This is a genomic window from Azohydromonas aeria, assembly GCF_009760915.1.
GTDB lineage: Bacteria > Pseudomonadota > Gammaproteobacteria > Burkholderiales > Burkholderiaceae_C > Azohydromonas > Azohydromonas aeria.
Genome location: NZ_VIDQ01000038.1, coordinates 1 through 26,381 on the forward strand (window position 1 = coordinate 1; position 26,381 = coordinate 26,381).

Consider the following 26,381-nt stretch of genomic DNA (forward strand, 5'->3'; position numbering starts at 1 on the left):
TCAGCTTGATCGGAACCGGCTGAGTAAGGGCACTTGGCGCCCATGAAACGCGCTTGGTCAAAGCCCTGGTGCCAGATGCGCTGGCGCTCTTTTCTGCTCAACATCCAGCTCGAAAGGCAGCATGCCTGCTTGTCAGGACAGGGTAGATGTGAGCAATTGTCTTGCCGCAGCAATCAACTGCTGATGCAAAACACTCTTTGGTGAGACTGCATGGTTGATAACTCTAGGCGATGAGGAGTTATCAGTAGCATCCTGGACCTGTCCAAGATCGCGAGGCCGGCAAGGTGATGCTCGAAGACGCTAAGCTCGCGCCGGGCAAGGTGCTGGGCCGCGTGCTGGAGCTGCAGCACGCTCTGGCGGCCGTCCGTTGCCCCCTGCATCACCGCTTTCCTCCAGCCACCATCGAAGCGGCTTTCCATGGCGCACGCTCCTTCGCCGCAGCCCTTCGGCTGTGCAGGAGCAGGTCATGCGAGCTGGGCCATCGATCGCGCCGCGCTGCGGCGCCCGAACCGTCCGGGCCGGGGCGGCACTTTTTGCCACATTGCTAATCGGCGCCCACGCCGGCGCCGCGCCGGCCGCGCCACCGCAGTACCGCGTCATCAACCTCGGGCTGCTGGAGTTCCACTCCCGAGCCGACGCGCTGGACATCAACAACCGCGGCGAAGTGGTGGGCCGCTCCATCGACGGCGTACCCGACGGTGAGACGCTGGGCTTCCTGTGGCGCCGCGGCATGATGCAGCCGCTGCGCGCGCCGGGCTTCGGCGACAGCAGCGCGCACAGCATCAACGAGCTCGGCCAAATTGGCCTGCAGGGCTTCGACCGCGACAACGCGGTGCCGCCCATTCCCTTCCTCTATGACAGCCGCGACGCCAGCGTGCGGCAGATCCCCACCCCGTCGGGCGCGGGCACCGTCACTGCAATCAACGCCTCGGGCCAGGCCACGGGCATTGACGACGACGGCGGCCCGGCCGACGCCTACTTCTGGGACGGCACGGCCAGCCGGCGCCTGGCGCCCGGCGCGTCATCAAGCATCGGCAATGATGTCAACGACGCCGGCGTGGTGGTGGGCTACGCGCCCGGCGTGGACGGCCTGCAACGCGCCGCCCGCTGGGAAGATGGCACGCTTACCTTTGTCGGCGAGCCCTTCTCCGAGGCGAGCGCAATCAACGAGGCCGGACAGATCGTGGGGCAGTTGTTTACCCGCGACGGCGACGAAATGCGCTTACGGGGATTCATCTACGACGACACGGGAGGCTTTCGGCTGCTCGACTCGGGCCGCGGGTTCGCCGGTGTCCAGGACATCAACGAACGCGGCTGGATCGTGGGCACGGTCGCGTTCGACGGTTCCAACCGACACGCGGCGTTGTGGCACGGCGAGACGCTGTACGACCTCAACACGCTACTCACGCCCGAATCCGACGCGGTCTGGACGCTGACCGAGGCGCGCGCCCTCAACGACCGCGGCTGGATCGTGGGCACCGGGGACACGCCAGGTACCGGCGGCCCCGCCGCCTTCCTGGCCGTGCCGGTGCCCGAACCCGGCGCATGGGCGTTGATGCTCGCAGGGGTGACAGTGGCCGGTGCGGTAGCGCGCCGGCGTGCTGTCCAGCACATGCTGCGATAGCGACAGTGCTGTTCTTCGCCTTGGAGTGATGGACAACGGGAGTATCGTGGCCCTGTTCATCCCCGGTCCGTGAGGGAGAGCATGTTGCGGGCTGCTGATCGCCATCTGGGCACTACCGTCTCGCTGACGCTCGTCAACTCCGGGCCGGTCGAGCTCCGACTGCGCATGTGGCTGGCCCGGCTCCCTTGGCGGCGCTGATTGCGTTGACCGCCGCCAGCTACCACACCTGCAACCAAGTCCCAAAAAAGCTCACGCGAAGACATGGCGGGCGCAGCTACCACGCCGATGGCCCTAGGACAAGCTGCACCCGCGCTGTACCGGGCGGCACCAGCCCCTGTCACTAACGACGAGTTGTTCCAGCCATGACGCTGTCCGTCTGACTCCCGGGCTGCGCTGGAGCGCCCGCCAGGATGCAGCGGCTCGGATAACTCCCGGGGCCAGGGCAGCGCTTGGCGGGGCTGCAATAGCCCAATCCTGGGCACATGCTCCGGCAACGCCAAGGCTGGAGTTGTCGTCCTTTTTGAGAAGAATGGTGCGCCGCCGACCGATTTCTCATTGTGTGACAAGCACTTACGGCAGGCGAATGCTCGACCTTACGTGGCTGTAGCTAACCCCTTGATTTTCTTGAAGTTTTTACGTCGAAGCGCACCGTTTTTCCCGAAAAGGACGATAACTCCGAGTTGGTCGACCTGGACCCCGGCGATGGCATCACGCCCACTGTGAAGTTCACTGGCCAGTCCATGGCCCGCGTCAAGTACGCAGGGTACTGCGGCAATTGCAAGGACTTTGGCAGCTTCACGGAGCCGGCCAGCGTCGGCTTCTTCCCCAACAGCTCAGCCGCGGTGTCGCAGGATGGCCTGTTCGCCTCCAGCGCCGACGGCAGTTTCGGCCTTGCGGCGGCGGACTTTCCTGATTTGAGCAACCAGCGCTACGTGACCAAAACCGTGGCGCGCTATGAGGGCGTGCCCGGCATGCCGCTGTTCCAACTGTCCGCCCACACCGGGTTGCGCATCACCGGTCAGTACACGCTGGATGTCAAGGTCGATCCCTTCCGCAACCCCTCACCCCTGCTGCGCGGCACGGAGTCCGGCACCGCCGGCGTGTTCTTCACTTCCCGCTTCCTTGACGGGGACAACCCCACACGCTCCGTCACGGCCCAGTCCGATTGACAGTCCCCGCCGGACGAGGTGCACGAGACCGGGGAAATCTCGGTGTTCATGCGCAACGACCTGAGCCACCAGGCCACGCTGTGGGGCAAGTGGGGCAAGTGGGGCGTGGTCGCTTTTTCCGCCGTGCCGGGCGTTCCCGAGCCCTCGACCTACGCGCTCATGCTGGCCGGGGTTGGCTTGGTGGGCTGGGTTGCCAGGCGGCGTTCAGCGCGGCAGCCATAGGGTTGAGTGAAGTGTCCCAGGGCTGGTCGCGCCAGCCCCATCTGCAAGGAGCCCGACCGTTAACAGGAAACAGCTTATTCAAAACGCCGCTGCGGCAGCGTTGGCTGCAGCAGCTACTGCCGTTGCGGCTCAAGGTAATGGCTCGCACTATCTCGTGTAGAGCATTGACGCGATGACGGGCCTGTTTGGCACCCAGAGCGTGTCGATCAACGCACGCGGTGACCTGATTGGCACAGACGGGCGGGGCATGGGCTTCATCTTCAGCAAGGGTCAGCAGGTGGACTTGGGTTTCTCTGTAGATCCCTTCGACCTCAACGACCGCGGGAAAGGGCAGTCGCGATGGGCCCGCCGGCACCTCGCCGCACCAGCGCATGTCCAGCGGGCTTGCGGTGGCAACGGCGTCGATCAGTTGCCCTCCACCGTCAACAGCACCCGCGCCAAACGCACAAACTGCTCGTGGGACTTTGGGTGCCAAGCCCAAACCGGCACCATCATTCAAGCGTCGCTGGCCCCGGCCAGGTATGCCCTCCACCCGGCGAGCTAGATCTCGTCGATGGACGTCGAGACGGGTGCAGGCCCGTTGGCCCGGTCGGCCAGGGAGAAGCGGTCGGTGGTGCGCGTGTAGAAGCTCGCACCGAAGCGGGCAACCGGGTGATAGTCGCGCAGGTTCACGCGCCAGGTCTGGGTATCGATCAGGCCGTCCCGCGCCGCAAGCCACTTGATGCGGCCGATGAAGACGTAGCGGCTGGGTGTCTCCAGCGTTTCATGCAGCACGCATTCGAAGGCGATGGGTGCCTCCAGGATGCGCGGCGAAGCGACGCAGCGTGACGGCACGGGTGTCAGCCCCACCGCAGCAAGTTCGCTCACGTTTGAGGGGAACGCTGCGCCGCAGGCGTGCATCTTCTGCGCCATCGGCTCGTCCGACATGTGGACCACGAACTCGCCGCTATGCAAGATGTTGGCCGCCGTGTCCTTAAGCCGCCCGTCCTGGAGACGGTTGATGCTGATCATCAGGATGGGCGGGTCCTCCCCGATCATGTTGAACATCGAGAAGGGCGCGGCATTGGCTACTCCAGCGGCGCTCAGTGTCGTCACCAGGGCGATGGGCCGCGGGACGATCAGGCTGGCCATCAGCTTGTAGCGCTGGTAGCTGGTGATGCTGTCGAAATCGACTTCGGTCATCGGTTCGTGGTCCTGGTGCGGACGGCGTTCCGCACCCATCAATGGAATAGAGCGGCGCCCCGACCCGGAAGGGCCGAGGCCGCCGCCTGTAGAAAGCAGAGCGCGACGGTCGCTCGACGGGTCAAGCGATCACTTCCACGCTGGCCCGCTTGGCCACTGCGCTCCAGTTGGTGATCTGCGACCGAATGAGCTGAGCGAACTCGTTGCCCAGCACGGGCGTCTTGCGCGGCAGCGTCTGCAGCTCTTCTAGGCGCACCATGACATCGGGCTTGGCTAGGATCTGGGGGATGAGTGTGGTCAGGCGCTGAGCAATGGGCGCAGGCAGGTTCTTGGGCCCTGACAGGCCCAGCCACTGCGAACCGGTGAGCGAAGGGAAGCCCTGCTCGGCAAAAGTGGGGATGTTGGGCAAGGCCGGCAGGCGGCTGGGCGTGGACACGGCAAGCGCGCGCAGGGTACCGCCCTTGAGCTGGTTGACGTTCGTGGTCACCGGGTCGAAGACAGTGTCGATCTGCCCGCCCAGCAGATCCTGCATCGCCGGAGCGCTGCCCTGGTAGGGAACGTGATCCTGCTGATCGGCCTGACTCTCGATCTTGAGCAACTCGCCATACAGGTGGTTGGCGGAGCCGACGCCCGAGGTGCCATAGCGAACCGGCTTGGTCTTGGCCGCGGCCAGGTATTGCGCCAGCGTCTGGTAGGGCGATTGCGCACGCACCAGCATCACCATGGGCGCTTCCACCAGCATGCCCATGTGCGTGAAGTCATTCACCGGATCGAAAGGCAGGGTGCGGCGCGTGGCGGCGGCGAAGACATGGACCGACGCATGGCTCACCAGCAGCGAATAGCCGTCGGCGGGCTGCCGGGAGGCATACTCGGTGCCGATCAGGCCCCCGGCACCCGGTCGGTTCTCGACCACGACGGTCTGCGACAACGCCTGCGACAGGTGAGGCGCCATCAGCCGCGCCACGGTGTCCACCAGACCGCCGGGCGGATATTGGCAGATCAGGCGGATGGTGCCCTTGGCGGGCCAGGTCGATGATTGGGCATTTGCCCAGGGGGCGATCAGGCCCGCGGCGCCGGCGGCCAGCAGATCACGACGTTTCATCAGTACTCCTCGCTTGTTTTGGGATGGGCTGGGTCACGACGATGCCCAAGACGCCTTTGACGGGGGTATCGTTAGCACCAGCTATGCCAGTGCAGCGCTGGCGAAATGCGCCAACGTGGGGCGGCCAGGTCGCTGGCCAGGCGTGGATTGCCCACTCATGCAGCGTTTTTGCACACTGCCGGTGCATACACTTTGGCACCATGGGCAAGCGCCGGTAGTGAGTCCCGCCAGGACACCAGCGCACCTGCCGTTACTCCGTCATCGGGATCAAATGCCTTCGCCCATCAGCAGCAGCGGCACAGCCCAGGCCTTCATCTCGCGGCTGCGTTCGCTGGGCGCGCGCTTCGCGCTGGACGACTTCGGCGCGGGGCTGTCGTCGTTCAGCTACCTGCGCACGCTGCAAGCCGACCTGCTCAAGATCGACGACAGCTTCGTCAGGAACCTGGACCAGGATGCCCAGCACTGAGCCATCGTGGAGTCCATCCACCGCGTGGCTTCCGCCTTCGACATGCGCACCGTGGCGGAATGGGTCGAGAACGAAGCGGTCCTGGACAAGCTGCGTGCCATCGGCATCGACTACGCGCAGGGCTGGCACACGGGCCGGCCGGTGGCGGCCGAGAGCTGGAGCGCATCCCGGCAGCACATGGCCTGATTGGCACATGTCCGTGTGGCGCAAGTCACGCATTGAAGCCAAGCATGCCGGGCGCTGCTTGCGCTGGCCGTTGAGACTGCAGCCATTCGCGCTGAATCAACGCTGCACCCGCCTCTACCACTTCATGCAGTCATACAGCGTCCGACCACTTGGTATCGCTTTGCTTCGGTGATCCTAAGCTTTGCAGCGCTGTTCAGCCACCGCACCTGGGCGCATACCCAGGAACTGCTCATGGGGGCGGTGCTGGCGCCGGGCATACGCACCGCGGCCGGCGTGCTGCGGGTGCTGGGGCGCGCAGGCAAAGCCAAGGTTAAGGACAATCAACGGCCTCGGTCGCCGAATCAACCGCGGTGCCGCCGGACGCTTACGCTGAGGTGGCCGCTGGCAGCGGCTAACCAATTGGCGGTGTGAGTTGACTCCGGACGCACGGCTGCGAAGAGCACGGCACGGGTATACACGCGTCGAGCTGCGACAGCTCGGTGGAGTCATTGTGCGGAAGCGGCAGGTGCGCGATGCCGAAGCCGGCCGAGCCGATCCTCATCTGAGCGTTGGTAGCTGGTGCTATGCCGCGACCCATGAAGCCAGGGTGGCCAGCGCTAGCAGTATCGCCAGCCACAGCAGCGTGGCGCTACAGGCCGCCACGTTGCCGGCGCCCAGGGCAATCCGAAAGGTCGCCCAGCCCCTGATGCACCACACGAGGCCCGCCAGCCAAGCCGCACTGCCAATGACGACGCCCGCCAGCGCCGGACCCCGCAACGCTTGCGCCAGCAGGGCGGACGCCGCGGGCAGCCCCACGGTGCCTTCCCGGCTTGCCTGCGCGATGAAGTGCTCCAGCACCAACGGCTGCACCAGTTCGACACCCAGGAGCATCACGAAGGCGCCGACGCAGAAGTACAGCCACGCGCCCGCGAAGAGGTACGCAAAAGGCGTGGCGACACGCCGCCAGCCCGGTGCGCGCCGCACCAGGCGCCAAGCTGCCGCCAGCGTTGCCGACAACGCCGCGGCCACGAGCAGCCCGAGCGTGATGCCCGGCGCCAGCCAGCGCAGCGGTGGCCCTTGCAGCGCCATGCCCAGCAGCAGGTTGCCCAGCGCCAGGCACAGCACCAGCATCGCCAGCGAACGCAGCAGCGCGCCGTCGGCGCCAGCAGCCACGCCGTTGCCCATCCGACGCGCAATAAGTGCGCGGGGATGGACCAGCAGTTCCATGAGATCGATCGCGAGCCCCACCGGATGGCGCCACCAAGTGCCCGCGATCTGGCCATGTAACGAGGCGGGAGCGATGCCGTACTGCGATGCCAGCACGCCAATGAGCGCCGTCGTGTCGGCGTCCCAGCGGTCGTTGGCCAGCGCCACAGCCTGGCAACTCGCAAACGCCTGGATCGAGGGCGGCAGCTCATGCGACTGCGGCATCCGGGCGCCCTCCAGCAACACCGGGATCACCGGCTTGCCATGGGCCAGCGCCAACTCGATCTCGCGCCGCACGAAGTCCTGCGGATCGTCGAGCCGGCGCCAGCCGTCTCTCGTTGCCGCCTGCAGCCAGTTTGGGCCTACCAGCGCCAGCACCACCGTGGCCCCACCCAGCGCGCGCTCCAGTGTCTGGACGAAGTCCGCGCCGGGCACGATATCGCCCACGTCGAGGAAGACTTGGTCGGCACCGAACTCGGCGTGCAATCGGTCGGCAAGCCGGCCAGCGGCAGCAGGGCAGTCCTGTCGGCGGTAGTTGATGAAGATTTCGGCCACGTGAGGGAGCTCGGCCATCAGCCGTGTGGTGCCGGGTTCCAGATCTTGCCGCATTGCCCTTGCAGATTGGCCGCTTCAGCACGTTGAGCGGCCACCCTGGCTTGCCATCGCGCTCCTTGGTCTGGCCTTTTTCTCGCCCACGGCCATCAACTGCTCCAGCTCCGCACGCTCGTGCCGGAGTTGGTCGCACAGGCCTTGCAGCGCAGCCCACTTGTCGGCCGTGCCGCGCAGGGTGCGGGCCAGCTCCGTGATCAGGTCCAGCTGCGCAGTGACTCGGCGCTCTGCCTCGATGACGCGCCGCCTCGCCCTTTCCACGGGCGTCTTGTACGGCTCCATCGGGCGCTCCCTGTTCGCCGGCTTCGTGGGCCAGCGCAGGATGATGCTTTTCAGGAGTCCACGGAGTATTGACGATCAAGATCAAACCGGCGCCGTAGCCCAGTGCGCGCGGTCCCGATCGGGGCAGCCTCATGCTCCCAGGCCGCCGCGGCCATGGCTGGGACTGACGGCCGCGTCACGGCACCCGCCTATCCTGCCGTCATGCAATACGAAGCGGGATGGGAACAGGCCATGCTGAAGATGGACGTCGAGCGCAGCGTGCTGGTGCTGGTTGATTACTGGGGACAGCTCATGCCGGCCATCAACGGTGCCGAGGCCGTGGTCGAGGCAGCGCTGGTGCTGTTCGAGTGGGTCCGCCCCTGCCGCCATCCGCAGTTCAAGACGGTGCTGGAGTTGGTCAAGCGCCGCACCAGTGCCAGCTTGCCTGGTTGACCTGCGCTTCGACTTCTCGAAAAGTGGCGCATCGGGTCGTGAAGCTGCAGCGTCGCGAGCGAGCCGGGGTTGCAACGGGATGTGATTCCTGTCGAGGCAGCCGGCAGCGTCACGCGGCCGTCATCAGCGCTTCCTAGGGTGGCCGGCGTGCAGGCGTTGCCGGCGCGACAGCGCGGTGCAGCTGTTTGCCCACTGAAGCCACTTTTCGGAGCCTCCTGAATGACCTCGTCCCGTCGCAGTTTCATCCGCATGCTGGGTGCCGGCACCTTGACCGCACCGCTGGCCGCACTTCAAAGCCGCGCGGCGCAAGGGGTGCCTGCCTTCGGCCCCGGTTTCGGACCGCTGCAACCGGCGCTGCCGCTCAACACTGCCGAGGTGATGCTGCCAGGCGCCTTCGACTACCGTGGCCAGCCGTTGATCTCGCTGCCCGAAGGCTTTCGCTACTGGGCTGTTTCCATCACCGGCCAGACCATGAGCGACGCCACCCTGGTGCCCGGCGACCACGACGGCATGGCGTGCTTCCGCGGCCACGACGGCACCACGATCCTGGTGCGCAACCACGAGCTCAGCAACCGCGAAACCAAGTTCGGCAACCAGCGCGGCGTGGACGTGCCCGAGGCGCTGAAGTTCGACCCCTGGGCCAACGGCGGCACCACCACGCTGGTGCTCGACAGCGACGGCCGGCTGCTGCGCCACTATGCGTCGCTGGGCGGCACCAACAACAACTGCGCCGGCGGCCCCACGCCCTGGGGTTCCTGGTTGAGCTGTGAGGAGTCGACCAGCCTGGCTAACGCGGGCACGTATCGGCAGCGCCACGGCTACGTCTTCGAGGTGCCGGCCATGGCCTCTGGGCCGACGCGTGCGCAACCGATCGTGGGCATGGGCCGCTTCAACCACGAGGCCACCGCCACCGACCCGCGCACCGGCATCATCTACGAGACCGAGGACACGGGCGACAGCCTGTTCTACCGCTACGTGCCCAAGGTGCCGGGCCAGCTGCTCGCCGGCGGCACGCTGCAGGCGCTCAAACTCAGGGAGTCCGCCGCCTCGATGGACACCAGCACGGGCTTCCTGGGCCGCCTCAATAAGCCGCTGCCTGTGGAATGGGTGACCATCGACAGCCCCGACCCTGCGGACAACGTTTTTGCCAACAGCACGCGCGCCCAGGGCCAGGCCAAGGGCGCGGCGCGGTTTCGCCGCGGCGAGGGCGCCTGGTGGGGCAACGGGCTGGTGTACTTCTGCTGCACCAGTGGCGGCGACATCGGCGCCGGCCAGGTGTGGGCCTACGACCCGGCGAGCGAGACGCTCACGCTGGTGGTCGAGTCCACCGACCGTGCGGTGCTGGAGGCACCGGACAACATCACGCTGGGCCCCGACGGGCGGCTATACATGTACGAGGACGGTGCCGGCGGCAACAACATCGTGGGCCTGAACTCGCAGGGTGAGCTGTTCCGCGTGGCGGAGAACCGGATCAACGACAGCGAGTTCTGCGGCGGCTGCTTCTCGCACAACGGCCGCTTCATGTTCGTGAACATCCAGTCACCGGGCATCACGCTGGTGATCGAGGGGCCCTGGCGCAAGGGTCAACGCTGAAAATCAGCCGCGCAGGTCGCCAGTGCGGTCGGTGCGGCCTACGCACTGCTGGACCGGGCAGTCGCGATTGGCCCGCGGTATCTCACGGCACCGGCGCATGTGCAGCGGCCCTGCGGCGGCACCGGCGTCGATCAGTGGCCCACCACCGTGGACAGCACCCGCGCAATCTCGGCGATCGCCGCGTTGCGGTCGTCGAAGGAAGCAACGGTTTGCGTGATGTAGACGCTGGCAATCACTGCTGAGCGGCCCGGCGGCCAGATGACTGCCACGTCGTTGGCGGTACCAAAGTCACCGCTGCCGGTCTTGTCGCCGATGCGCCAAGTGGCGGGCAGCCCGGCCTTCAGCCGCGCGTCGCCGGTGCGGTTGGCCAGCAGCCAGCGCACGAACTGCCCGCGGGACTCGGGCGCCAGACGCTGGTCCAGCACCAGGGCCTGCAGGCAGGTGCTCATGGCTGCGGGTGTCGTGGTGTCCCGCGGATCGCCGGGCCGCGCCTCGTTGAGAGCCGTCTCCCACCGATCCAGCCGTGTCGCCTCGTCTCCCAGGGAGCGCGCGAAGGCCGTCACCGCGGCTGGACCGCCCAGGCTGCGCAGGATGAGGTTGCCGGCCGTGTTGTCGCTGCGCGTCATGGCGGCCTCGCACAGTTCGCTCAGAAGCAAGCCTTCTCTACCAGCGTGCGGCTCCGTCACCGGCGAGTAGGTGACGAGGTCGCTGCCCTGAAAGCGGATGCGCCGCTTCAGGTTGTCGGCGCCCGCATCGACGCGCGCCAGCACGGCGGCGCAGGCCAGGACCTTGAAGGTGCTGCACATTGGGAAGCGCTCGCCGGCACGGTGTGTCCACTGGTGCCCGGTATGGGTGTCGAGGATGTGCACGCCCAGCCGTGCGCCCAGACGCTCCTCCATGACAGGCAGCGCTCGGGACAGCGCGTCCTGCGCAGGGTCGGTGCCAGCGAAGACAGCACGGGGCAGGGCGGTCAGCAGCGGCAAGCTGCCAAGCGCCAGCGAGGCGGCGCGTCGGGTCATGGACATGGGCATGGGCATGGACCAGGCTTCAGGCAAGAGTGCGATTTCACCGCGGCTGCATCTGTCGCCTTGCCGCGATATCAAGTGTCAGGCATGTGAACAGCCCTGACACCGACCTCTGCTGACACCGGTCCCAACCGCGCCAATGCACTGGGCCTGCGCCTTGCGGCTGCTGGGCAGGCATCGGTTCGAGGCGCTCAGTGCACGGCGCCGGCGTCTGCGCGCGTGCTGCCCGGCATCGGCACGCAGCGTCCTCGTTCCGCACGCCCTTGCGCATCGGCCTCTCGAATCCGGGCCCGGTCTGCCAAAGAGTTCACGATCCCGTGATGCCGCCAGCCGGCGCCTGTGGGCCAATGCCGGGCACAACATTCAACGACAAGCGGCAGTCGCGCCGGCCCCGGCGTGCGCAGAGTTTCGGCCCGTCAGGCCCGGCGGCGGTGGGTCGCGGCACGCTCGCGGCCAAGAAGATGTACGAATCCCTGCCTTCCGACACCGAGCTGGCGCGCCTGGCTCGCACCCCGCTGTGCCTGCTGCCGCGCAGCCTGCTGAGGCGCTACCTGGCCTACCAGTTCCGGCACCAGCGGCGCTTCCTGTTGCTGATCAACGTCCTGGGCCAGCTGGCGTTCCTGTCGTACTGGCTGGCTGACGCCTACGTGATACCGGACATGGCCCGCGAGTCGCTGTTCACGCGCAGCGGCCTGGTGCTGCTTGCGGTGGCGGCGTCGCAGTCGGCGCTGCGCTGGTGCCGCGACATGCGGGTGCTGGACCTGGTGCTGCCGCTGTCGATCCTGATGGTGGTGCCGTTCTGGTACGGGTTGCTCGAGCGCAGTGCCAGCCCCGCGGTGCAGACCTACCAGTACGCGGCTCTCATCTTCATCGTGCTGGCCAACCTGTGCGTGCGCGTGCGGTTCGTGCCGGCGCTGCTGGTGTCGCTGCTGATCTCGGCCGTGATCCTGGACGGCTCACGGCGGCTCAGCCACGGCCAGCACGAGCCGCAGATCGTCTTCCTGCTGGTGTATCTCCCGGTGCTGCTGTTCAGCCTCTTCATCAGCTGGAGCAACACGGTAGCGGGCCGGCGCACCTTCCTGCGCCACCACATGGCGCGGCATGCCAGCCATGCGCTAACGCGGGCCAATGCGCAATTGTCCGCGCTGGTCAGGACCGATGCGCTCACCGGCATCGCCAACCGGCGCCACCTTGACGGGCAGGCGCACCGGTACTGGGACGGGTACCGGCAGCATGGGCAGGGCTTCGGGCTGCTGATGGTGGACATCGACTACTTCAAAGCCTTCAACGACCACTACGGCCACCCCGCCGGCGATGCCTGCCTGGCGCAGGTGGCCCGGCTGCTGGAGTCCGAGCTGCGCAAGGCGGAGTGCCTCGTCGGCCGCTATGGCGGCGAGGAGTTCGCGGTGCTGGTGGGAACCGACGATGCGGGCGACTTGAGCCGGATCGCCCAGCGCATGGTGCAAGCCGTACGCGCGCACGGCATCCGCCATGCGCACCGTCCCGACGGCCTGGGCATCGTCACGATAAGCGTCGGCGGCCTGAAGTGCACGGCCGCGGGCGTCGGCTCGCTACAGTCGCTGCAGAGCCAAGCCGATGCGCTGCTGTACCAGGCCAAGCGAAGCGGCCGAAACCGCGCTTGCCTGGAGCCATGACGCTGCGGGTCCATATCCGCGCTCCCGGCAGGGACCGGGGTCGCGGAACGGGCCAGTCGGGGACTCGGGCCGGAATTGCTGTGTCTTCGGGGCAATGAGGATGTCAAGTACCCTTCAAAGCACACTGCAGAGGTTTTGCCGTGAGTCGTCTTTTCCCCTTCAACGAAGCGCTCTCCGTCAAGCACGCCGCCGTCCTGAAATTCATCGCGGCAGAACTGGGCTGCCCGCTGGGCGCCGTCTACATCGGTGAGGGAGTCAGTGGGCCTGCCGTGTTCTACGAGGACGCTCAAGGCAGCCACGGCACCCACTGCGCCTGGGCCCTGCGGAGCCCGTACTGGCAGGAGAGCCAGGCAAAGGCTGCTGTGAAGGCGCTGCTGGCGCGCCTGGACCCGGGCCAGGGGCCGGTGTGAGCAAGATCGTCCAGGCCAGCAAGTTCCTCAGCTTCGTGCTGCGCCACCAGCCCGAAGCCATCGGCTTGGTGCTCGACGCCGACGGCTGGGGCAACGTGGACGAACTCATTGCCGGCACTGCGCGGCAAGGGAAGCAGCTTTCCCGCGAGCTCATCGAACAGGTCGTGGCCACCAACGACAAGAAGCGCTTCGAGTTCTCGGCCGACGGCCAGCGCATCCGTGCGGTCCAGGGCCACTCGACGCGCAGCGTGCAGCGCCAGTTCGAGCCGCGGCAGCCGCCCGAGGTACTGTTCCACGGCACGGCTTCGCGCTTCGTCGCGGCGATAGATCGGGAAGGCCTCAAGCCCGGCTCGCGGCACCACGTGCACCTGTCGGCTGAGGAGCAGACGGCCCGCGCTGTCGGCATCCGCTACGGGCTGCCCGTGGTGCTCGTGGTGGACGCCGCACGCATGCATGCGCAGGGCTTCGTGTTCCACCAGGCCGAGAACGGGGTGTGGCTGACGGCCAGGGTGCCGCCGGCATTCCTGCGCCGCGCCGGCTGATGTGGCGGCGACGCCGGCGCCGGCATCAGGTTTTCAGTGCGAGGCGCCGCGGCGCAGGCCAGGCATCGTCCCGAGGCGCCTCGCCGACGGCGGCGGCCAGGTCCCACTGGCCGGTCGAGTCCTCGCACACCAGGATGTAGAAGCCCTTGTCAGTGGCGACCTTCCACCAGGTGCGATACCGGCCATGCCAGCGGTCGCACACCTCGTTGACCGCAACACGCCGGCTGCCGAAGTGGATGGCACGGGGCCGGGCCTCGCCAGCGGCGGTGTCCAGCTCTACCGACAGGCTCATGCTGATCGACCCGAGCCATGACTCATGCGCGGGGGTGCGGCAACACGCGCGCCTGCATTCATCGCGCGGCCCCCGGGGCCCGGCCACCCGGACGCCAGACCATCGCAGGGTTCCCAAGCGATGCCGGGCAACAGGCCAAGGCCGATCAGGAGCCTGGTTGCGTTGCGCATGACCTACGCCCGCCAATGCCGCCCCAGCCGCAGGCTGCCCCCGCTGACCGCTGCAACACCCAGCGCGACGCTGATCAGTCCTGCCGCCACCGCGAACGTCGTGCGCATGCCGCCGGCGACCGACTCGGGTGAGGCCGCAGCGAAGTCCACGCCTGCAGCGGCCCATGCGAACACGCTGCCCATGACGGCCGCCCCGGTGACCAGTCCAAGGTTACGCGAGAGGTTCAGCAGTCCGGACACCACGCCGCGCTGGTCCGCGGCCACGTCCGCCATGACTGCGGTGTTGTTGGCCGCCTGGAACAGCGCGTAGTGGCCCGTGAGGAGGGCCATGGGCAGCACGTAGCCGGCAACGCCCCAGGCGGTGGGCACCAGGCACAGCGCCAGGCAGCCCGCGGCCATCCCGGCGAGTGCGGCGACGGTCATGTACCGCGCCCCGAAGCGGTCCACCAGGCGCCCGGCGGGCACGCCGGCCAGCGCCGCCACCACCGGGCCGGCCGACAGGGCCAGGCCGACGTGCAGGGTCTGCAGGCCCAGCGCGCGCCCGAGGTGGAAGGGCCCCACCACCAGCGTCGCCATCATTACCGTCGAGACGAACACGCTCACCGCCAGGCCCGCGCCCAGCACGGGGTCGCGCAGCCGCGCCAGCCGGATCAGCGGCGCCGCCGCCCGAGTCTGCACCCACAGGAACAGTGCCAAGCCCGCCAGGGCGCCCAGCAGCAGCGCCAGGTCGAGCGCTCCGAAGCGGCTGCGGCCTGTGGTCATCGCCAGTGCATAGGCCGCCAGCGTCAGAGCCAGCAGCACGGTGCCCGCCCCGTCGAAGCCGGCCCGGGCCGCGTCTGGCACGCGGCGGTCGCGGGGCAGGTGGCGCCATGCCAGCCATAAGGCCAGCAGGCCCAGCGGCACGTTGACCAGGAAGACGGCCGGCCAGCCCAGGCCGGCGATGAGCAGCCCGCCCAGCGTCGGGCCCAGCGCCGTGCCGACGGCCGAGGCGGCCCCGAGCAGCCCCATGGCCCGCCCGGCCTGGGCCTTGGGCACGACCTCGCCCACCATGGCCACGGACAGCGCCATCAGCACGGCCGCTCCCATGCCCTGGACGGCCCGGGCGGCGATCAGCAGCCCGAGCGACGGTGCCACGCCACACAGCGCCGAGGCGGCCATGAAGACCAGCAGGCCGACCAGCAGCAGCCGGCGGCGCCCGACCAGGTCGCCCAGCCGCCCGGCGCCGACCACCAGCGTGGTGTTGGCCAGCAGGTAGGCCAGCACCACCCACTGCACCTGCTGGAACGAGGCACCGAAGGCCTCGGTGAAGGTCGGCAGCGCCACGTTGGCGATGCTGGTACCCAAGGCGGGCAACAGCGCGCACAGCGCCAGCGCCCACGGTGCCCCGCCGGCCGGCGCGATGACGCCCACCGCGGACGCGGCTTGGTGACTTGCTGAGGTTTCCGACATGTGCCTTCTCCTGATCAAGGGCTGCCAGTGCAGCCGTCACGGTCACAATAGGCACGGGCCGGTCACGGCGGAAGGCGCATCATTTGCACTTCATTCGTGCGTCTGACGCCATGCCAGCGCCGCTTACGCTGGCGCGCTTGCCATGTCACATCCCGATCTGAACCTGCTCGCCGTGCTTGACGTCCTGCTGGCCGAAGGCAGCGTCGCGGGCGCGGCCCGGCGGCTGCGCCTGAGCCCTTCGGCGATGAGCCGGTCCCTGGCGCGGCTGCGCAAGACGACGGGCGATCCGCTGCTGGTGCGCGCCGGGCGGGGCCTGGTGCCGTCACCGCGGGCGCTGGAGCTGCGCGAGCAGGTGCGCCGCATCGTGCAGGACGCCGAGGCTGCCCTGCGCCCCGTCACGGCGCCGGACCTCGCCAGGCTGGTGCGAACCTTCACGCTGCGTACCAGCGACGGTTTCGTGGAGACCTTCGGACCGAGGCTGATCCAGCGGGTCGGCGTCGAGGCGCCCGGCGTGCGCCTGCGCTTCATGCCCAAGCTCGACAAGGACAGCACGCTGCTGCGCGACGGCACCGCGGACCTGGAGACCGGCGTGGTCAGCAGCGCGATGGGCCCGGAGGTGCGGGCACAGGCACTGCTGCGGGACCGCTTCGTCGGCGTCGTGCGCGCCGGCCACCCGCTGGGCGAGGGCGAGGTCACGCCCGCACGCTACGCGCAGGGCAGGCACGTGCTCGTCTCGCGGCGGGCCCTGGCGCAGGGGCCGGTGGAGGATGCGCTGGCCGCCGTAGGCCTGCAGCGCGACGTCGCGGCGGTTGTGGGCGGGTTTTCCGCGGCGCTGGCGCTGGCGCGCGCGTCGGACCTCATCGCCAGCGTCCCCGAGCGCCACACCGCCGGATTGCGCGCAGGCATGCTGTGCTTTCCCCTGCCGGTGTGGGTACCGGAGATCACGGTGTCGCTGCTGTGGCATCCGCGGCTGGATGCCGATCCGGCTCACCGCTGGCTGCGCGGCTGCGTCCAGGACGCCTGCGCGGGACCAGCCACCTGGTAGCCGTCGAGCCTTGCTCAGCACCCGGCCTCAAGAGGCGTTGGGGTGGCTTGTGCAGTGGACGCTATGGACTGGCGCGCGTTGCCTGCAGGCCTGCGGCCAGTCTGTGGTAGTGCGCATGATCGCCCAGGCTTGCCAGCCGCGTGGCTTGATGCCTTAAACACAAGCGTTGTTGGGCTCCAACGAAGCCCAGGCCTGGACTGACCCGCCGCGGCGCGCCATCACGCGAGGCGACCTCCTGGCGTCAAGGCCGGTCGACTCAAGGCAAAACGCTCAAGACAAAGCCCGCGCGCGGCAGGCTTCGGTGTCTGCAGGGCTGAAAATCCTATTCCGTAACCAGCTTGGCCTGCCGGGCAGAGGCAGCACCTTGGCCGGCCTTACCAGTACGCGCGCGCACCACTCGGCTCTTGCCGCCACGGCCGGCCTTGCCGATCGTCACGTCGCCCTTGTAGGCAGCCAACTGCGTGAGCTGATCAGCGCGCACGCCGAACGCTGCAAGGGCGCCACGAGCACGCGCCAACGCCTCGTCACTGACGACGACGCTCTTGCCGGGGCGGATGGTGATGCGCTTCATGGTTCGATCCTTCGATACAGGTACTTTACCCTGCCGTCCGCAGGATGCCGAACCGGGGTCATCTCGAGCTTGCGCTCGTAGTAGCGCGCGAGCTTGTCGTTGATCGGGTCGTTGACGCGGACCTCGCAAAGGCCGAGCACGTTGGCGACGGCCAACGCGAACTGGTAGGCCGCCGCAAGCGCCACGCCCTTGACCCGTGCATAGGCACGACGCTCCAGGTACTCCAGGATGACATGGTCCTCACGGATCGCGATGGTGCCCAGGCACAGCACCATCGGCTGGCTGCCTCGGCGCAGGTCGAAGATCCAGGCGTCTCGATGACGCACCCGCTTGTAGAACTTGCGCTCCCAGTCCCAGTGCGAAACCTTGCGGCGCCGGGCGCCGCGCAGGAAGCGTTGCACCGTGTCCTTGATCGTCTGCGCATCGGCCAAGGCCAGTGTGACGCCGGCATGCTGCTGGGCCACCAGCCATTCGTTGACCACGTCCGTAGCGGCCGCCAGTGCCTCGGCGACATCGTTCCTCAATTCCCCACTCCCGCGCATTCGTCTGCCAAGCATCGAGCGTACCGTGCGCGGGTTCCTGAGAAACCCTGCCAACACAGACCGACCGGCCAGTACACGGGGCAAGTGCATCGTGCTATGCAGCCAAGCCCGGGCGCATCCAGTGCCGCACGTCGCCCTTGAGGCTGCCGAGGTTCGCCCTGGTGGATCCGAATTTGCCGTTTGACCGGCACGGCATCAACGCGGCATGGGGCTTGCGAACGACGTACGGTCCCCGACCACACCCAACGCTTCGGCCCTGGCCTGCCTGTTGCAACTGCAGCTCACAAGGCCCTGGCCCGCGAAATCAGGAGCCGTAGGAGTTCCATGGGCGCCAAGCACTTCGATGCCGCGCCGCCAGTGGAGCAGGGCACTTGAGCCGGCCGCCGCGGTGCAGTGGCTGCGTTGATGCCATCGGACTTGTCTTCACCGCGATGCTGCTGCGGCAATGCAGCCGAGCTGCTTGAGCATGGTTCAACAACGATCGCTGACGGTGTGACAAGATGCCTTCGTTCCCGGCAATCAGGACAGAACCATTTCGACCTGGGACGTGTCTTGCCCTTTTCTCGCGGCCTTCTTTCGAGCGTTGAGAACATGCTTGCCGAACGCGTGCCTCAGACGCTCGTTGGAGTGCAACGTTTCCTCTGAAAAGGATTTCTTGTCCAGTTGCAGCTGGCTGCACAGGACACGGAAGTGCGCCGTTCTGGCAAAGCTTGCCAGCTGCTCCCGGCGTTTCTCGGCATCGCTTGCCAAGTAAAGCTTGAAACCTTGCTCGCCATCGCGCACGAATTCCTGGCGCAAGGCCTCTGCGAGGGGGTTCGGTTCCTCGACCACGCTTGCGCTCGCAACCTGCGTTGCGACAGCAGGCTTGCGCCTGGCGGCTGCTGGCTGAGCGTCTTGCACTTCAGCCGTTGGTACGGTCCATCCTTCCTGCAGAGCCTTCATGAAGAGGCGTCCCGGAAACTGGACCTTCTTGCCGCGACCCGTGGTCATGCGGTGCCGTACGAAGTCGATGGCGGCCTGTATGCGCTCCGGCGTGAACTTCTCGGCATTCATCGTGATGGCTTGCAGGTCTATGGCCCCAACGCCGAACTCTCCCCGCAGGGTGTCGTAGATGGTCTTGCGAACCTCCGTCAAGCGCATCGACTGCGTCATCTCTCCTTCCTGGACACGGAAGACGAACCTGATGTGCGAGACCTTCTTCGAGCCGGGGACGTTCCTGGTTTCGTATTCGACATGAAGGTCGGACAGTTCGTTGATCTGTTCGATCGCCACGGAAAGCGCCCGCTGGCGGAACATCTTGAACTCGTCCATGAACTTGGAATCCTGTGCGCCTACCCAGACCCGTGCTGCCTCCACGGTGAGCCATTCCGTTGGTGACCCTCGATAGGCGACCGACTTCAGCTTCTCGTACAGGGAGTGCGCGAAGACCGACTTGAAGTTCGATGTCATGCGCAACGACAACAGCGTGTAGCCACGAGGATCCTTGTGCAGCTTCCGGATCGTGGGATCGAAGCGGAAGAAGACCCGGCCATTGGCAATACCGACCATGCCGACGAGCGGGATGGAGACGAACTCGGGGTTGCCTGGGGCATTCTCGGGCCTGTCGCGCTCGACGACGATGCTGGTCTTCTGAGCCTCGCGCAGCGCATCCTTGAGGTGCTTCTGGTTGCGGCTGGCGTAGTTGATGAGGAACTTGAACAGGTCGACGTCACAGTCGAAGTCCAACTGCTCGACCGGGGCGTCGCCGGCGAGGTAGTTCATCACGTTGAGGCCGCGCCGTGCCAGCAGGCCTATTCCCGACACGTCCACGAAGACGTTGTTCTTCGGGAATGTGAGATCGCTTTCAGCGTCCGCGATCGTTGCGGAACGGCCCTTGCGGCCGATGGTGTCCTCGAAGAGTTGCAGCGCGTACTGCTCGCTCAGGGAGTCCCGCGCTTGGGCAACCGCGGTCTTTGCCTGTCCCGGTTTGGTCTTGGCCATGAAGCCTCGTGCGGCTGCTGCGAATGTGAACGGCGCCGCAGGTTAACCGCATGGTGACTGCTGGTCAACGCAAGCAGTCACTTTTCCATCACAGCTTTGCGCCAACGGCACGAGCTATGCCTGCACAGACTCCGTCACCTTGCCTTGCGCCTTGGCGTGCGGCCGCATAGGTATGCCGTTGGGTTTCATCAGTACGTCGGCGCTGGCGTTGAGCTGCCGTCCCAGCATCAAACCGCTGGCCGAAGAAGTCTTGCTCTTCAAGGTCTGCACCACCAGCTAGCTTAATAAATTAGTAAGCCAGCAAGCATTTCAGAAGCAAAAAAATCTTTTCCGATCAACTACTTAGCAAAGTCAAAGTGACGGTATTTGTGCAGTTTCCAAGGCAAGGTGACGGTTTCTGTGGTGGACAACTACCCAAGGTGACGGAATCTGTGCAAAGCAAGGTGACGGTTTCTGTGCAGCAAGGTGACGGTTCTTGTGCAAGGCGACGGTTTCTGTGCAACCCGTGTTACGCGTCACCGTCAGACGGTGGAGGTGCCTCATGGTGACGGTTTCTGTGCAGGCGCTTGAGCACGGCAACTTGCTGCTTTGCGACTGATAGGTCCCGGTACAAGGTGACGGAATCTGTGCAACCCGGTGAAGTGGAGGCGCCATGCATCCTCATGACTGCGCAGAGGCTGCCCAAGGTGACGGTTTTTGTGCAGAGAACCGCAAGCGGTAGCGTCACGTGGCCCTTGAGCCGACCCTGCATGACATCCAAGGTGACGGTTTCTGTGCAGGCCATCATGGAGTCAACGCGTGCGACCAGATTCCAGCCATGCAAGGTGACGCTTTATGTGCGAAAGGACCTCGCCGACGTCTGGCGTCCCCAGGCCATCACGCTGGTCCGCCCCAAGGTGACGGTTTCTGTGCGGATGGGCACCGCAGCATGTGGCCTGTGCTGTCGTCCAATCGGGAGAAGCGCCCAGCGGCTCGGCACCAGGAGCATCGCTTCTGCACAGAATCCGTCACCTTGGGGTAGGTGATCTGGAAGCCCAGGGTTGGAGCGGCATCCATCTGGGATGTACATGACAGACGAGCCGGCCGGTTGAGTCAAGCCGGTAGCCAAACCCATCCGTGAATCTCTACAGGCTCGCATCGCGGAGCTGTGTGCCGAACTGGCCGAGGCCCAGGCACAGTTGAAGTCGCTGGAGGACGACGCCCGGCTGGAAGCGTTGGCGAGGATCAGAAACCCCATACGCGGTTTCGACCTGACGCCGGCGGATCTGGAGTTGCCGCCTGCGGTGAAACGCCGCGGCCGGCCGCGCAAGGTGCGGTCTTGACGCCATGCCTGGTGCCAAGTCGCGCGCCACAGCCCGGAGTGCGCGCTGTGGCGTTGCACCACCGCTTGGCCAGGCAAGACGTTGCAGCAGCATGATCCTGCTTCTGCCATCAAGACAACATACCTGAGAGTACTTCCCACCACCCCTGCCGAGCCCGTTTTCCCCACCCGCCCCGCCTGCTCCGGCCGCTTTGAAGAGGGGAGAAGGGGGAGGGAAGGGGAGCCGGCTGGTGGGTGGGTTGTGGGATTCGGGTATGTTGCAACTAAGCCCTCGTTGCTTGTTTGCTGGCTGCACTGTGTTCCTGATACCCAATAGCGCCTTCGGTGGCCTTTCTCTGAACGAGGCTGGACATGCACCACGCACGTTGTTTAGCAGCCAGCCTTGGCAAGCAGCAACGCTGCAGCGGCCCCATGGAAAACAACGAAAATTCCGCCATGATCTACTCACCGCCAGCCGCGGCTGGTCCTCGTCGGCGGCCCCAATGGCGCAGGCAAAACCACCTTTGCCCGGCTCTACACCCGCAGCGAAGGGCTGCCCTACCTGGGCGCTGACGACATTGCCCTGCAGTTGTCGCCTTCGGATCCAGCCCGTGTGCGCGTAGCTGCCGGGCGCGAGTTCAGCAAGAGGCTCGGCGTCGCGCTGCAGGCCAGCGAGTCACTGGTGATTGAGTCAACCCTCTCTGGCGCGAGCCTCGCTCGCAGCATCGCCAAGGCACGCGAGCGCGGCTACGAGGTCACGCTGGTGTTCGTTTTCCTTGACAGCGCCGAGCTGTGCCTGCGCCGCATCACCGAACGGGTTGCGCAGGGTGGTCACGACGTGCCGGAAGAAGACGTGCGCCGCCGTTTCCTGCGGGCTGCCCCGGTGTTCTGGCACCAGTACCGCCCGCTGGCCCACCAAAGCATGGTGGTGTTCAATGGCGGAGAATCCTTCCTCGTCGTTGCCGAGACGCTGGACGGCCAGTGGCAGGTCTACGACGAGCAGATGTGGACCGCTTTCCAGGCCCTCCTTCCTACTCCGAAACATGACCCCTCCGAAGAAGGCTGAACGCTGGTCCGCCAGCATCATGCGCATCGGCAACCAGGCTGTGCGCGAGGCACAGGCCCGCAACCGCGCGCTGGGCATTCCCAACTGGTATTCGCTCAACGGCCGCTTGGTCAGCGACGCCAGCGTGACGCCTGGCTCGTCCGCAGTGAGCACGCCACGGCAGGACAAGGGCAGCGAACACACCAGCTGACCGATCGTGGCGGCTGGACTGTCCCGGGCTCTATTTGCTGGGCTTGGTTCGGCCGCTGCCACGGCGGCTCTCCCCGACAAGCACCAGGTGATCCCCTGGTCCGCACCTTGTTGCGAGAGGGACTCGACCGTCAAGGCGCGTCAGGAACCGGCGAGCGCCGGCGCAGTTCGCGCGGCTACCCGCCACTACCCGCCTGCAGTGAGGCCGTCAACGCGGGGACTGCCGTGAAGACATCGGCTTCCAGGCTGTAGTCGGCCACGCTGAAGATCGGCGCCTCCGGGTCCTTGTTGATCGCCACGATCACCTTGGAGTCCTTCATCCCGGCCAGGTGCTGGATGGCGCCCGAGATGCCGCAGGCGATGTAGAGCGTCGGGGCCACGATCTTGCCGGTCTGGCCCACCTGCCAGTCGTTGGGGGCGTAGCCGGCGTCCACCGCGGCGCGGCTGGCGCCCAGCGCGGCACCGAGCTTGTCGGCCAGCGGCGTCAGCACTTCCGTGAACTTCTCGGCCGAGCCCAGCGCGCGTCCGCCCGAGACGATGATCTTGGCGGCGGTCAGCTCTGGCCGGTCGCTCTTGGTCAGCTCGCGGCCGACGAAGGCGCTCTTGCCGCTGTCGGCGACGGCCGGGATGGTCTCCACGGCCGCGCTGCCGCCGGTGGCCGGCGCCGCGTCGAAGCCGGTGGTGCGCACCGTGATGACCTTGACTGGGTCGGCGCTCTGCTGAACAGCGATGGCGTTGCCGGCGTAGATCGGGCGCTCGAAGGTGTCAGCGCTCAGCACCTTGGTGATGTCGCTGAGCTGCGCCACGTCCAGCTTCGCGGCCACGCGCGGCGCGGCGTTGCGCCCGGCGGCGGTGGACGGGAACAGGATGTGGCTGTAGGCGTCGGCCACGGCCAGCACCTGAGCCGCGACGTTCTCGGCCAGCTGCGCGCCGAGTGCCGGCGAGTCGGCATGCAGCACCTTGGCGACGCCGGCGATCTGGCTGGCGGCCTGCGCCACGGCGGCGGCGTTCTCGCCGGCCACCAGTACGTGCACCTCGCCGCCGCAAGCCAGCGCGGCGGTGACGGTGTTCAGGGTCGCGGCCTTCAGGCCCGCGTTGTCGTGTTCGGCGATGACGAGTGCGGTCATGTCAAATCACCTTGGCTTCGTTCCTGAGCTTGTCCACGAGGGTGGCCACGTCGGGCACCTTCACGCCGGCGCCGCGCCTGGGCGGCTCGCTGACCTTGAGCGTCTTTAGCCGCGGCGTCACGTCCACGCCCAGGTCCGCCGGCTTGACGTTCTCCAGCGGCTTCTTCTTGGCCTTCATGATGTTGGGCAGCGTCACGTAGCGCGGCTCGTTCAGGCGCAGGTCGGTGGTCACCACGGCCGGCAGCTTCACGCTCAGCGTCTCCAGCCCGCCATCGACCTCGCGCGTCACCCGCGCCTGGTTGTCGCCGACCTCGATCCGCGACGCGAAGGTGGCCTGCGGCAGGTCGGCCAGGGCTGCCAGCATCTGGCCGACCTGGTTGCAGTCGTCGTCGATGGCCTGCTTGCCCAGGATCACCAGGCCCGGCTGTTCCTTGTCGATGAGCGCCTTGAGGATCTTGGCCACAGCCAGCGGCTGCAGCTCGACGTCGGTCTCGACCAGGAGGGCGCGGTCGGCGCCGATGGCCAGCGCCGTGCGCAGCGTCTCCTGGCATGCGCTTGCGCCGCAGGACACGGCGATGATCTCCGTGGCCACGCCCTTCTCCTTGAGCCGGACCGCTTCCTCGACGGCGATTTCGTCGAAGGGGTTCATGCTCATCTTCACGCCGGCGAGGTCCATGCCCGAGCCGTCGGACTTCACCCGGACCTTCACGTTGTAGTCCACCACCCGCTTCACGGGCACGAGAATCTTCATGGCTGTTCCTGAGTTCGATGATTTGCAAAGTTGGAGACCTAGCCTCAGAGCAGACTGGTGCCTGCGCCGCCGTCCAGCCCCAGGTTCTGGCCGGTGATGAAGCCGGCATGCACGCTGCACAGGAAGGCGCAGGCGGCGCCGAGCTCCTCGGGACGGCCCAGGCGCCGGGCGGGCAGGGTGTCGGCAATGCGGCCGCGCGCCTCCTCGCGCGTGATGCCGTGCTCGCACACCAGGCGCTGCGCCATGGCTTCCTGGCGCGGCGTGTCGAAGCGCTCGGGCAGCAGGTTGTTGAGCGTCACGTTGTCAATCGCTGCTTCCCGCGACACCGCCTTGGCCAGTGCCGTCAGGGCCGATCGCGCCGCGGCGGACAGGCCCATCTCCGGCTGCGGCGACTTCACCATGGCCGAGGTGATGTTCACGATGCGGCCGAAACGCCGGCTTCGCATGCCGGGCACGACCGCGCGGATCAGCAGCGCCCCCGGCAGGAAGTTGGCTTCGAAGGCGTCCAGCCAGGCCGCATGGTCCCAGTCGGCCAGCCGGCCCGGCGGCGGACCGGCGTTGTTGTTGACCAGGATGTCGGGCTCGGGGCAGGCCGCCAGCAGCCGCGCCCGGCCTTCCTCGGTGCGCAGGTCGGCCGCCACGGGCGTCACGCGGGCGCCGCTGGCCGCTTGCAGGGCCTGCGCGGCGGCCTGCAGCTTGTCTTCGTGGCGGCCGTTGAGGAACACCGCGCAGCCTTCGGCGGCCAGTGCCTGGGCGCAGGCGTAGCCCAGCCCCTGCGAGGAAGCGCACACGATGGCTTGGCGGCCCTGGAGTCCGAGATCCATGCGTCGTCCCTTGCTCGTCGGAGGGTCAGACCCGGGCCTGCAGGTCGGCGAAACGGCCTCCCTCGCGCGCCAGCCGCTGCAGCAGCGGCGCGGGCTGCCACCAGTATCCGTGCTCCTCATGCAGGCGCTGGATGTCGGCGTACACCCGGTCCAGGCCGATGCGGTCGGCCATGAACATCGGGCCGCCCTGGTGCGCCGGGAAGCCGTAACCAGTGACGTAGACGACGTCGATGTCGCCGGGCCGCAGCGCGATGCCCTGCTCCAGGAGCCGCGCCCCCTCGTTGACCATGCCGTAGAGGCAGCGCTGCAGGATCTCCTCCTGCGACACCGGGCGCCGCCGGATGCCCATGCGCGCCGACTCCTCGACGATGAACTGCTCGACCACCACGTCACGCTGCGGCTCCCGGCTGCCCGTCTCGTAGCGGTACCAGCCGGCACCGCTCTTCTGGCCCAGGCGCCCTAGGTCCACCAGCTTCAGGATCAGGTCGTTCCAGCGCCGGTCCGTGGGCCGGGTTGCCATCTGCGCTTTGCGTGTCTGGTAGCCCACGTCGTTGCCGGCCATGTCGTGAACCGCGAAGATGCCCATGGCATAGCCGAAGCGCTTGAGCGCGGCGTCCACTTCGTGCGGCAGCGCGCCATCCTCCACCAGGAAATGCGCCTCGCGCGTGTAGTTGCGGAACAGCGCGTTGCCGATGAAGCCCGGGTAGATGCGCGCGAGCACCGCGACCTTGCCCATGCGCCGTCCCAGCGCCATCAGCGTGGCGATCACGTCCGGCGCCGTGTGCCGGGCCTGCACCACCTCCAGCAGCTTCATCACGTGCGCCGGGCTGAAGAAGTGCGCCCCCACGACGTCCTGCGGCCGCGACGTCACGGCAGCGATCTCGTCGATGTCCAGCCCGGAGGTATTGGTGGCCAGGATCGCGCCTGGCCGGGCGGCAGCGTCGAGTTCGCGAAACAGCCTCTGCTTGAGCGCCATGTCCTCAAACACGGCCTCGATTACGAGATCCGCGTCGCGCACGCCTTCGGCCAGCACCACGCTGGCCCCGATGAGTGCCAGACGCTGCTCCATCGCGGCGGTGTCGAGCCGGCCGCGCGCGACGCTGACGGCGTAGTTGTCGCGCACGCGGGCCAGGCCGCGGTCAAGAGCCTTCGCATCGGCGTCGATCAGCGTCACGGGGATGCCGGCATTGGCCAGGGCCATGGCGATGCCGCCACCCATGGTGCCGGCGCCGATCACGGCGACACGCTTGACAGGGCGTTCGCGCGTGCCCACGGCCAGGCCGACGTTGGCGGCTTGCGCGCGCGCCGCGGCCAGGTGGACGGCGGCCTGCTCGCGCTCGGCCGGGGTGGGGTTCATCAGGTCGGTGCTCATGCTTGTCTTTCGCTGCGGC

Annotated in this window: 25 protein-coding genes and 3 pseudogenes; 13 read left to right on the plus strand and 15 right to left on the minus strand. The window is 67.2% G+C overall.

Annotation, left to right across the window (positions count from 1 at the left end; all coding sequences use genetic code 11):
- Positions 1-466: 466 nt before the first annotated feature.
- From FJ694_RS20605 to FJ694_RS20620, 4 genes and pseudogenes are all read left to right on the plus strand, one after another.
- Positions 467-1,624, plus strand: a complete 1,158-nt coding sequence (locus FJ694_RS20605) for a PEP-CTERM sorting domain-containing protein (protein ID WP_157269215.1) — start codon at positions 467-469, stop codon at positions 1,622-1,624.
- 680 nt (positions 1,625-2,304) lie between these two features.
- Positions 2,305-2,793: a hypothetical protein gene (locus FJ694_RS20610; protein WP_157269216.1), complete on the plus strand. Its 489-nt coding sequence runs from the start codon at positions 2,305-2,307 to the stop codon at positions 2,791-2,793.
- 120 nt (positions 2,794-2,913) lie between these two features.
- Positions 2,914-3,015: pseudogene (locus FJ694_RS37985) on the plus strand (PEPxxWA-CTERM sorting domain-containing protein); the annotation flags it as partial.
- Positions 3,016-3,187: 172 nt separating this feature from the next.
- The gene (locus FJ694_RS20620; RefSeq protein ID WP_157269217.1) at positions 3,188-3,559 is read left to right on the plus strand and encodes a hypothetical protein; all 372 of its coding nucleotides are present in this window, start codon (positions 3,188-3,190) and stop codon (positions 3,557-3,559) included.
- On the opposite strand, the gene FJ694_RS20625 is transcribed toward FJ694_RS20620, so the two are convergent.
- Positions 3,556-4,197, minus strand: coding sequence for a flavin reductase family protein (locus tag FJ694_RS20625; RefSeq protein WP_157269218.1), 642 nt, complete (start codon positions 4,195-4,197; stop codon positions 3,556-3,558). The two genes, FJ694_RS20620 and FJ694_RS20625, sit on opposite strands and share 4 nt — an antisense overlap.
- A 121-nt stretch (positions 4,198-4,318) precedes the next feature.
- On the minus strand, positions 4,319-5,299 hold the full coding sequence (locus tag FJ694_RS20630; RefSeq protein WP_157269219.1) for a Bug family tripartite tricarboxylate transporter substrate binding protein: 981 nt from the start codon (positions 5,297-5,299) through the stop codon (positions 4,319-4,321).
- Positions 5,300-5,570: 271 nt separating this feature from the next.
- On the opposite strand from FJ694_RS20630, the pseudogene FJ694_RS37185 reads away from it, so the two are divergent.
- A pseudogene (locus tag FJ694_RS37185) lies at positions 5,571-5,951 on the plus strand (EAL domain-containing protein).
- A 561-nt stretch (positions 5,952-6,512) separates the two neighbouring features.
- On the opposite strand, the gene FJ694_RS20645 reads toward FJ694_RS37185, so the two are convergent.
- Positions 6,513-7,709, minus strand: coding sequence for a toll/interleukin-1 receptor domain-containing protein (locus tag FJ694_RS20645; RefSeq protein WP_198320917.1), 1,197 nt, complete (start codon positions 7,707-7,709; stop codon positions 6,513-6,515).
- Positions 7,710-7,766: 57 nt separating this feature from the next.
- Positions 7,767-8,027 (minus strand): hypothetical protein, encoded by a 261-nt coding sequence (locus FJ694_RS20650; protein WP_157269223.1) that lies wholly within the window; start codon positions 8,025-8,027, stop codon positions 7,767-7,769.
- Between the two features lie 231 nt (positions 8,028-8,258).
- Between FJ694_RS20650 and FJ694_RS20655 the strand changes: the two genes are divergently transcribed.
- On the plus strand, positions 8,259-8,459 hold the full coding sequence (locus FJ694_RS20655) for a hypothetical protein (protein ID WP_157269224.1): 201 nt from the start codon (positions 8,259-8,261) through the stop codon (positions 8,457-8,459).
- A gap of 219 nt (positions 8,460-8,678) precedes the next feature.
- Positions 8,679-10,052, plus strand: coding sequence for an alkaline phosphatase PhoX (locus tag FJ694_RS20660; protein ID WP_157269225.1), 1,374 nt, complete (start codon positions 8,679-8,681; stop codon positions 10,050-10,052).
- A gap of 131 nt (positions 10,053-10,183) precedes the next feature.
- On the opposite strand, the gene bla is transcribed toward FJ694_RS20660, so the two are convergent.
- Positions 10,184-11,071, minus strand: coding sequence for a class A beta-lactamase (gene bla / locus FJ694_RS20665; RefSeq protein WP_198320921.1), 888 nt, complete (start codon positions 11,069-11,071; stop codon positions 10,184-10,186).
- 467 nt (positions 11,072-11,538) lie between these two features.
- On the opposite strand from bla, the gene FJ694_RS20670 reads away from it, so the two are divergent.
- The 3 genes from FJ694_RS20670 to FJ694_RS20680 all read left to right on the plus strand — a co-directional run bounded on the left by FJ694_RS20670 (position 11,539) and on the right by FJ694_RS20680 (position 13,684).
- A complete protein-coding gene (locus FJ694_RS20670; protein WP_157269226.1) occupies positions 11,539-12,732 on the plus strand; it encodes a GGDEF domain-containing protein in 1,194 nt (397 codons plus the stop codon).
- A gap of 140 nt (positions 12,733-12,872) precedes the next feature.
- Positions 12,873-13,142, plus strand: coding sequence for a hypothetical protein (locus FJ694_RS20675; protein WP_157269227.1), 270 nt, complete (start codon positions 12,873-12,875; stop codon positions 13,140-13,142).
- On the plus strand, positions 13,139-13,684 hold the full coding sequence (locus FJ694_RS20680) for an RNA 2'-phosphotransferase (protein ID WP_157269228.1): 546 nt from the start codon (positions 13,139-13,141) through the stop codon (positions 13,682-13,684). The genes FJ694_RS20675 and FJ694_RS20680 overlap by 4 nt, the downstream gene beginning before the upstream one ends.
- Positions 13,685-13,709: 25 nt before the next feature.
- Here FJ694_RS20680 and FJ694_RS20685 read toward each other — a convergent pair whose 3' ends face one another.
- Together FJ694_RS20685 and FJ694_RS20690 are read right to left on the minus strand one after the other, a co-directional pair.
- The gene (locus tag FJ694_RS20685; protein ID WP_157269229.1) at positions 13,710-13,976 is read right to left on the minus strand and encodes a hypothetical protein; all 267 of its coding nucleotides are present in this window, start codon (positions 13,974-13,976) and stop codon (positions 13,710-13,712) included.
- A gap of 173 nt (positions 13,977-14,149) precedes the next feature.
- Entirely contained in the window at positions 14,150-15,595 is a 1,446-nt protein-coding gene (locus FJ694_RS20690) for an MFS transporter (protein ID WP_157269230.1), read from the minus strand.
- Between the two features lie 142 nt (positions 15,596-15,737).
- Between FJ694_RS20690 and FJ694_RS20695 the strand changes: the two genes are divergently transcribed.
- Complete coding sequence (locus tag FJ694_RS20695) at positions 15,738-16,640, plus strand: LysR family transcriptional regulator (RefSeq protein ID WP_157269231.1); 903 nt, start codon at positions 15,738-15,740, stop codon at positions 16,638-16,640.
- A 322-nt stretch (positions 16,641-16,962) separates the two neighbouring features.
- Here FJ694_RS20695 and FJ694_RS20700 read toward each other — a convergent pair whose 3' ends face one another.
- The 4 genes from FJ694_RS20700 to FJ694_RS20715 form a co-directional block, all read right to left on the minus strand.
- Positions 16,963-17,211, minus strand: a complete 249-nt coding sequence (locus FJ694_RS20700; protein ID WP_157269232.1) for a hypothetical protein — start codon at positions 17,209-17,211, stop codon at positions 16,963-16,965.
- A complete protein-coding gene (locus FJ694_RS20705) occupies positions 17,208-17,735 on the minus strand; it encodes a hypothetical protein (RefSeq protein ID WP_157269233.1) in 528 nt (175 codons plus the stop codon). Before FJ694_RS20705 ends, FJ694_RS20700 begins: the two co-directional genes overlap by 4 nt.
- A gap of 537 nt (positions 17,736-18,272) precedes the next feature.
- Complete coding sequence (locus FJ694_RS20710) at positions 18,273-19,733, minus strand: replication initiation protein (protein WP_157269234.1); 1,461 nt, start codon at positions 19,731-19,733, stop codon at positions 18,273-18,275.
- A gap of 114 nt (positions 19,734-19,847) precedes the next feature.
- Positions 19,848-19,994: a hypothetical protein gene (locus tag FJ694_RS20715; RefSeq protein ID WP_157269235.1), complete on the minus strand. Its 147-nt coding sequence runs from the start codon at positions 19,992-19,994 to the stop codon at positions 19,848-19,850.
- A gap of 1,517 nt (positions 19,995-21,511) precedes the next feature.
- Between FJ694_RS20715 and FJ694_RS20720 the strand changes: the two are divergent.
- Together FJ694_RS20720 and FJ694_RS20725 are read left to right on the plus strand one after the other, a co-directional pair.
- A pseudogene (locus tag FJ694_RS20720) lies at positions 21,512-22,099 on the plus strand (ATPase); the annotation flags it as partial.
- Positions 22,077-22,289: a hypothetical protein gene (locus FJ694_RS20725; protein ID WP_157269236.1), complete on the plus strand. Its 213-nt coding sequence runs from the start codon at positions 22,077-22,079 to the stop codon at positions 22,287-22,289. The pseudogene FJ694_RS20720 and the gene FJ694_RS20725, both read left to right, overlap by 23 nt.
- Positions 22,290-22,464: 175 nt before the next feature.
- Here FJ694_RS20725 and FJ694_RS20730 read toward each other — a convergent pair whose 3' ends face one another.
- The 4 genes from FJ694_RS20730 to FJ694_RS20745 are packed head-to-tail and all read right to left on the minus strand — an operon-like array spanning position 22,465 to position 26,362.
- On the minus strand, positions 22,465-23,415 hold the full coding sequence (locus tag FJ694_RS20730; RefSeq protein ID WP_157269237.1) for an electron transfer flavoprotein subunit alpha/FixB family protein: 951 nt from the start codon (positions 23,413-23,415) through the stop codon (positions 22,465-22,467).
- 1 nt (position 23,416) lies between these two features.
- A complete protein-coding gene (locus FJ694_RS20735; protein WP_157269238.1) occupies positions 23,417-24,166 on the minus strand; it encodes an electron transfer flavoprotein subunit beta/FixA family protein in 750 nt (249 codons plus the stop codon).
- A gap of 44 nt (positions 24,167-24,210) precedes the next feature.
- Entirely contained in the window at positions 24,211-24,990 is a 780-nt protein-coding gene (locus FJ694_RS20740) for an SDR family oxidoreductase (protein WP_157269239.1), read from the minus strand.
- A gap of 25 nt (positions 24,991-25,015) precedes the next feature.
- Entirely contained in the window at positions 25,016-26,362 is a 1,347-nt protein-coding gene (locus tag FJ694_RS20745; protein WP_157269240.1) for a 3-hydroxyacyl-CoA dehydrogenase, read from the minus strand.
- Positions 26,363-26,381 lie beyond the last annotated feature (19 nt).